The organism is Micromonospora sp. ALFpr18c (assembly GCF_008868155.1).
Classification (GTDB): Bacteria; Actinomycetota; Actinomycetes; order Mycobacteriales; family Micromonosporaceae; genus Micromonospora.
This window is the reverse complement of record NZ_WBKR01000278.1, coordinates 1-5,890: the sequence shown is the minus strand read 5'-3', so window position 1 is coordinate 5,890 and position 5,890 is coordinate 1. Positions and strand designations below refer to the sequence as shown.

Sequence of the window (5,890 nt, the reverse complement as noted above, 5' to 3'; positions counted from 1 at the left end):
GCCGGTCAGCGGGTCGAACCCACCCCGGGTCTTCGGGAACGCGATGACCTCGCGGATGGAGTCGGCGCCGGCGAGCAGCATGCAGACCCGGTCCCAGCCGAAGGCGATGCCGCCGTGCGGCGGGGCGTCAGCGCCGGCTGGTCGGTTGTCGGGACCTTCCACTCCGGGGCGGTCGCCGTGCCGGGCGTTCCCGCGCGGCGGTTGGACGTGACCGACCGGGCCGCGGTGCGCGCGCTGGTCGCCGAGGTGCGGCCGGACGCCGTGGTCGGGACCCCCTACCGGTACCGGGACTGGGCGGTCACCGCCGACGGGGCCGCGTACGTGGCGGTCGCCGCCGCCGAGGCGGGTGCCCGGTTGGTGCACGTGTCCAGCGACGCGCTGCACGCCGGCCGTCCGGTGCCGTACGCCGATGACGAGCCGCCCACGCCGGTGCACGCGTACGGCGCCGCGAAGGCCGCGGCCGAGACCGCCGTCCGGGCGGTCGACCCCGGTGCGGCCCTGGTACGCACCTCCCTGATCGTGGGGGAGGGCAGTAAGCAGATCCAGCTCTGTCGGGACGCGCTCGCCGGCCGGGCCACCCTGTTCACCGACGAGCTGCGCTGCCCGATCGACGTCACCGACCTGGCCGACGCCGTGCTGGAGCTGGTCGCCTCGTCGTACGCCGGTCTGCTCAACGTGGCCGGCCCCGACGCGGTCAGCCGGGCGGAGCTGGGCCTGCTGGTCGCCGAGCGGTACGGCCTGGACGCGGCCGGGTTGACGACCACCACCAGTGCGGAGACCGGCCTGGTGCGGCCTCTGGACGTGCGCCTGGACTCCACGCGCGCCGCCGGCCTGCTGCGCACCCGGCTGCGGGGAGTGCGCGAGGTTCTCGTCGGCTGACTCTGCACACTTTCTATGCAGGACTCTTGTGCATAGAAAGTGTGCAGAGATAGTGTGCATGTCATGGCCGATGACGGAGTGGCTTCGCGACCGGAGCCACGCGAGGTACGGATCGACAAGCGACAGGTGCGGGTGCTGGCCCACCCGCTGCGGATGCGACTGGTCGGGGCGTTGCGGGTGAAAGGCCCGGCCACCGCCACCACGCTCGCGGAGATGCTCGGCACCAACACCGGCGCGACCAGCTACCACCTGCGCCAACTCGCCGAGGTCGGGCTCGTCGTCGAGGACCCCGAGCGGGGCAGTGGCCGCCAGCGCTGGTGGCAGGCCGCGCACGACGTCACCAACTGGGAACCGACCGACTTCGACGACGACCCGGACGCCCGGGCCGCGATCGAGTGGATCCAGGGCGACCAGGTGCGGCTTCTCGTCGACACCGCCGACCGCTGGTTCGCCACCCAGCACGAATGGTCCCCCGCCTGGCGGGACGCCTTCGGCATGAGTGACATCTTCCTGACCATCCCGCCGGCCCGGCTGGAGGAGCTGAAGACCGAGTTGTGGCGGGTGCTGGAGCGCTACCACCGCGAGGCCGATCCGGTCGACTCCGCCGATCCGGAGGCCCGCCCGGTGCAGGTCTTCATGGCCGCCTACCCGCTACGGGAGGAGTACCAGTGAGCGCGAGGAGTGAGCCGGTTCTGCGAGTCCCGCAGTCGCGAGCAGAGGAGGCACGGTGAGCGCCCTGACCGTCCGCCAGGTCCGACGTCGTTATCTCACGCTGTACGGCCTGCGCTGGCTGCCCACGGGGTTGATGATCCCGGTGATGATCCTGCTGATGCAGGAGCGCGGCCTGTCGCTGCCGCAGATCGGCCTGGCCTTCACCGCGCAGGGGCTGCTGGTGCTGGCCCTGGAGTTGCCGACCGGCGGCCTCGCCGACGCCCTCGGCCGACGCCCCCTGCTGATCGCGGCCGGGACGCTCAACCTCGTCTCGCTGTCGCTGTTCGCGGTGGCCGACTCGTTCTGGCTGTTCGTCCTGGTCTATGCCGTGCAGGGGGTCTACCGGGCGCTGGACAGCGGCCCGCTGGAGTCCTGGTACGTCGACGCGACCCTGGCCGCCGACCCGCAGGCCGAGTACGAGAAGGGCCTCGGGTACGCCGGCACCGTCGTCGGCGGGGCCATCGGCGCCGGCGCGCTGCTCAGTGGTGGCCTGGTGGCGCTCGGCCCGATCGGGCCGGCCAGCGCGCTCACCGTGCCGGTGCTTGTCGCGATCGTCGCACAGGCGGCCGCGCTGGTCGCGCTGCTCGTCCTCCTGGTCGAGGAACGGCCGGCCACCGGGATCGCGGCGCTGCGGACCTCGGTGGCGCAGGCGCCCCGGATGATCGGCCAGGCCGTCGGCCTGCTGCGCCGCTCCCGGGTGCTGCTGGCCCTGGTGGCGGTGGAGTTGTTCTGGGGCTTCGGCATGGTGACCTTCGAGTCGCTGCTGCCGGTCCGTCTCGCCGAGGTGGTCGGCGACCCGGAACGCGCCGCCGCGCTGCTCGGACCGGCCAACTCGGCCGCCTGGATCGTCTCGGCCGCCGGCGCGGCGCTGACCCCGCTGCTGCTGCGCTGGCCCGGTGCCGCACCGGGAGCGGCCCTGCTGCGCATCCTGCAGGGCGCGACGGTCGTCGGGATGGGCCTGTTCGCCGGGCCGGTGGGAGTGCTGGTGGCGTACCTGGCCTGCTACGCCGTGCACGGCGCGTCGAACCCGCTGCACAGTGGCCTGCTGCACCGTCAGGTGGACGGCCCGTACCGGACCAGCGTGCTGTCGCTGAACTCGATGATGGCGCAGCCGGCCGCCGCGCTCGGCAGTGTGGTGCTGACCGCGCTCGCCGCCGCGACCAGCGTGGCCACGGCCATGGTGGTCGGCGCGGTGGTGCTGGCCGTCGCCGCCCCGCTGTACCTGCCCGCCTGGCGCGCCGGTCGCCGGGTCACCGCGGAGCCCGCGGTTCCCGTGCCGGCAGAGCAGCGTTGACCATTCAGGCGAGGCGGATCGAGGTGAGGTGGTGGGTGTCGGTGAAACCGAGCCGTCGGTAGAGCCGTACCGCCCCGACGTTGTCCGGGTAGACGCCGAGCCCGACCGTGTCGAACCGCGCCAGCAGCGCCCGGGTCATGCCGGCGGTCAGCGCGGCACCCAGGCCGCGTCCCCGCTGGTCGGGAGCCACGGTCAGGCCGGCGAGAAAACCGATCTCACCCCGGCTGCGGTCCGCGCCGCACGCCACCAGCCGACCGCCGGCCCGGATGCCGTACCAGTCGACCACCCGGGAGTCGCCCGGCCGGGACGTGGTGCTCGGGAACGCCTCGTCGATCAGCGCGTCGAGCGCCGGGTGGTCGGCCTCGGTGAGCCGGACGACCCGCTGCTCGTCGGGCTGGTGCGGCGGGGCCGCGACGGTCCAGTGGAAGTCCCAGTCGACGTGCTCGGCCACGGCCAGCCGGTCGGCCACCTGGGCGGAGTCGAGTCGGGGCAGGTGCAGCCGGGAGTCGCGCCCCAGCACCCCCTCGGCGGTCAGCGCGGCGACGAGGTCGAGCACCGACCCGGCGGGGCCGATCGCGTCGGCGCCGGACCCGCGCTCGGGCGGCACCAACCAGAGCACCGCGCCGTCGCGTCGGTAGCCGCGCGCCGGCGCGTCGCGCCAGAGCGCGTGCCGGGCGAACGGGTGGTGGCCGGCGGCGGCCAGGATGTCGGCCCGATCGTGGAGCACCTGGTCGTCGATGATCATGACGGACAGCCTAGAAGCCGGCCCGGAGAAACCGCGCGGGCACTCTGATCCACGGTGGAGATTGGCGAGTCGACCGATTGGGTACATCACGCGCCGACCTACTGGGAACCCCCACCGGAGGACCGACATGCTCGCCATTCTCGCGGCCATCGTCTTTGGCTTTGCCCTGCTGCTCGACCTGCTCAACACCGACTTCGGCGCGCCGGACCTGTTCAACTGGAACACGCTCGTGCTCATCGGCCTGCTCCTGCTCTCGCTCTACCTGGCCGGCGTGGGCAGCGGCCCGCGCGGCGGTGGCGGCGGCCGCTGGTACCGGGGCCGTCGCCCCGGCCGTGGCTGACCGGAACCGATCACCGGTGGCGGGCCCGCGGCGCGATTCCGGCGTCGTGGGCCCGGCCCGGTACTGTCTTCGTGATGGAGTCCGACGCCCTCTTCTCCCTCGGTGCCCCCGCCGGGCCGCGTAACGCGCCCGACGGTCCCGCCGGTGTCGACGGGTTCACTCCGGTAGCGGATGATTCGCCCCTGCCCGTCCGGATGCGTCCGGCGACCCTCGACGAGTTGGTCGGTCAGGACCACCTGCTCGCCCCCGGGGCACCGCTGCGGCAACTGGTCTCCGGCGGCGCGCCGATGTCGGTCATCCTCTGGGGACCCCCGGGCAGCGGCAAGACCACCATCGCGCACCTGGTCGCCGCGGCCACCGACCGCCGGTTCGTCGCCATGTCGGCGCTCTCCGCCGGTGTCAAGGACGTCCGGGCGGTCATCGAGACGGCCCGCCGCCAACGCCGCTCGGGCGGCCCGCAGACCGTGCTGTTCATCGACGAGGTGCACCGCTTCAGCAAGACGCAGCAGGATTCGCTGCTCGCCGCCGTCGAGGACCGCACGGTCACGTTGCTGGCGGCCACCACGGAGAACCCGTACTTCTCGGTCATCTCCCCGCTGCTGTCGCGGTGCGTGCTGCTCACCCTGCAACCGCTGAACGACGAGGCGGTGCGGGGTCTGCTGCGCCGCGCGGTCGCCGACGAGCGCGGCCTCGGCGGCACCCTCACCCTGGCCACCGACGCCGAGGACCACCTGGTCCGGCTCGCCTCCGGTGACGTCCGCAAGGCGCTGACGGCGCTGGAGGCGGCGGCCGCCTCCGCCACGGCGCTCGGCACCGGGCGGATCGACCTCGCCACCGCCGAACAGGCCGTCGACGTGGCGGCGGTGCGCTACGACCGTGACGGCGACGCCCACTACGACGTGGTCAGCGCGTTCATCAAGAGCATGCGTGGCTCGGACGTGGACGCCGCGGTGCACTGGCTGGCCCGGATGCTGGTCGCCGGGGAGGACGCCCGGTTCATCGCCCGCCGACTGGTGATCTTCGCCAGCGAGGACGTGGGCATGGCCGACCCCGGCGCGTTGAGCGTGGCCACCGCCGCCGCACACGCGGTCGAGTACGTGGGTCTGCCCGAGGCGCAGCTCAACCTCGCCCAGGCGGTGATCCACCTGGCCACCGCACCGAAGTCGAACTCGGCCACCACCGCCATCGGCGCCGCCATCGCCGACGTACGGGCCGGCCGGGGTGGCTCGGTGCCGCGCGGCCTGCGCGACGCGCACTACGCCGGTGCCCGCGGGCTGGGCCACGGGACCGGCTACCGCTACCCGCACGACGACCAGCGTGGCGTGGTCACCCAGCAGTACGTTCCCGACGATCTCGTGGGCACCGACTACTACCGGCCGAGCCCGCACGGGGCGGAGCGGTCGGTGGCCACCCGGCTGCCGCTGCTGCGCCGCATCGTGCGCGGGCTGCCCGCCCCGGCCACCCGTACGGACGCTCCGGCGGCCGACCAGCGCGTAACGGAGCAGACCGCGCCGGCGCCTGCTGCCGAGAACGGTCGCCCGACGACGGGCACGGGTGGTCCCGGCACGATGCAGGACAGCGGCACGAACGCCGCAGGAGAGGGTCAATAGTGAAATCGCGTGGTGCGGACCGCCCGGACGAGAGCCCGGACGAGCGGCGCGATACCCGCCCCAAGGGCCGCCGCTGGGGTCGAGGCCGAGCCGAGGCCGAGCCGGAGGAGCCGGTGTCGGGCGAGGAGTTCGGCTGGATCGACGACCTGCGCTCGGCCAAGCAGCAGCGCACGGAGCTCGGTCCCGAGGGTGTCGCCGCGGAGGCCGCCACCCCGCGCGGTGGCGCCTCGGCGCCCCCGCCGGACGCACCGACGCCGCCCACCCCGCCCGGCGTACGCAGGGGTGAGCCGGACGGCGCCACCGGTCGGCAC

7 protein-coding genes and 1 pseudogene are annotated in these 5,890 nt (G+C 73.9%); 6 read left to right on the top strand and 2 right to left on the bottom strand.

The window, feature by feature from the left end; all coding sequences use genetic code 11:
- Positions 1 to 123, bottom strand: a pseudogene (locus F8271_RS29350) (amino acid--tRNA ligase-related protein); the annotation flags it as partial.
- Between F8271_RS29350 and F8271_RS29345 the strand changes: the two are divergent.
- The 3 genes from F8271_RS29345 to F8271_RS29335 all read left to right on the top strand — a co-directional run bounded on the left by F8271_RS29345 (position 115) and on the right by F8271_RS29335 (position 2,884).
- The gene (locus tag F8271_RS29345) at positions 115 to 879 is read left to right on the top strand and encodes a sugar nucleotide-binding protein (RefSeq protein WP_151493075.1); all 765 of its coding nucleotides are present in this window, start codon (positions 115 to 117) and stop codon (positions 877 to 879) included. The pseudogene F8271_RS29350 and the gene F8271_RS29345 overlap by 9 nt on opposite strands.
- Positions 880 to 942: 63 nt before the next feature.
- Complete coding sequence (locus tag F8271_RS29340) at positions 943 to 1,551, top strand: transcriptional regulator (protein ID WP_151493074.1); 609 nt, start codon at positions 943 to 945, stop codon at positions 1,549 to 1,551.
- Positions 1,552 to 1,606: 55 nt separating this feature from the next.
- Entirely contained in the window at positions 1,607 to 2,884 is a 1,278-nt protein-coding gene (locus tag F8271_RS29335; protein ID WP_225854847.1) for an MFS transporter, read from the top strand.
- A gap of 4 nt (positions 2,885 to 2,888) precedes the next feature.
- Here F8271_RS29335 and F8271_RS29330 read toward each other — a convergent pair whose 3' ends face one another.
- The gene (locus tag F8271_RS29330) at positions 2,889 to 3,629 is read right to left on the bottom strand and encodes a GNAT family N-acetyltransferase (protein WP_151493073.1); all 741 of its coding nucleotides are present in this window, start codon (positions 3,627 to 3,629) and stop codon (positions 2,889 to 2,891) included.
- Positions 3,630 to 3,756: 127 nt separating this feature from the next.
- Here F8271_RS29330 and F8271_RS29325 point away from each other — a divergent pair, with 127 nt between their 5' ends.
- The 3 genes from F8271_RS29325 to F8271_RS29315 form a co-directional block, all read left to right on the top strand.
- Positions 3,757 to 3,969, top strand: coding sequence for a hypothetical protein (locus tag F8271_RS29325; protein WP_007458297.1), 213 nt, complete (start codon positions 3,757 to 3,759; stop codon positions 3,967 to 3,969).
- A 74-nt stretch (positions 3,970 to 4,043) separates the two neighbouring features.
- Positions 4,044 to 5,579, top strand: a complete 1,536-nt coding sequence (locus F8271_RS29320) for a replication-associated recombination protein A (protein WP_151493072.1) — start codon at positions 4,044 to 4,046, stop codon at positions 5,577 to 5,579.
- A partial coding sequence (locus F8271_RS29315) for a hypothetical protein (protein ID WP_225854846.1) occupies positions 5,579 to 5,890 on the top strand: 312 nt, incomplete at its 3' end. The genes F8271_RS29320 and F8271_RS29315, both read left to right, overlap by 1 nt.

Bases quoted from the DNA above. Each gene is read 5' to 3' on its own strand.
- F8271_RS29320 (WP_151493072.1), top strand. From the start codon at position 4,044: ATGGAGTCCGACGCCCTCTTCTCCCTCGGTGCCCCCGCCGGGCCGCGT.
- F8271_RS29330 (WP_151493073.1), bottom strand. From the start codon at position 3,629: ATGATCATCGACGACCAGGTGCTCCACGATCGGGCCGACATCCTGGCC.
- F8271_RS29340 (WP_151493074.1), top strand. From the start codon at position 943: ATGGCCGATGACGGAGTGGCTTCGCGACCGGAGCCACGCGAGGTACGG.
- F8271_RS29325 (WP_007458297.1), top strand. From the start codon at position 3,757: ATGCTCGCCATTCTCGCGGCCATCGTCTTTGGCTTTGCCCTGCTGCTC.